Origin of the sequence: Bacillus sp. SIMBA_005, assembly GCF_046535585.1 — a bacterium.
GTDB classification, from domain to species: Bacteria; Bacillota; Bacilli; order Bacillales; family Bacillaceae; genus Bacillus; species Bacillus pumilus.
In genome coordinates this window covers 1-236 of sequence record NZ_JAWRWI010001169.1, presented here as the reverse complement: position 1 = coordinate 236, position 236 = coordinate 1, and the positions used below count along the sequence as shown (strand labels likewise).

Below are 236 nucleotides of genomic sequence, written 5' to 3'. Positions count from 1 at the left end.
GCGCAGCGTCCACGAGCGGAACGGCCGCAGGCGGGGGAACCGGCGTCTCGCGGGTCGGGCGTCCGGTGCGGTGGTCGGTGGGGCGGCGGTCGGTGGGGCACCCGCGACGCGGGCTGAGGTCACTGCGCGGCCTTCACCATGTAGCCGGCGCCCCGGACCGTGTGGATCATGGGCGCGCGACCGGCGTCGATCTTCTTGCGCAGGTACGAGATGTACAGCTCGACCACGCTGGAGGA

The 236-nt window shown here is 73.3% G+C and carries 1 protein-coding gene; it reads right to left on the bottom strand.

The window, feature by feature from the left end; translation table 11 throughout:
- Positions 1-119: 119 nt before the first annotated feature.
- Positions 120-227 carry a winged helix-turn-helix domain-containing protein gene (locus tag SB660_RS23785; RefSeq protein ID WP_410585068.1) on the bottom strand — a complete coding sequence of 36 codons (108 nt, stop codon included), beginning with the start codon at positions 225-227 and terminating at the stop codon, positions 120-122.
- Positions 228-236: the final 9 nt, after the last annotated feature.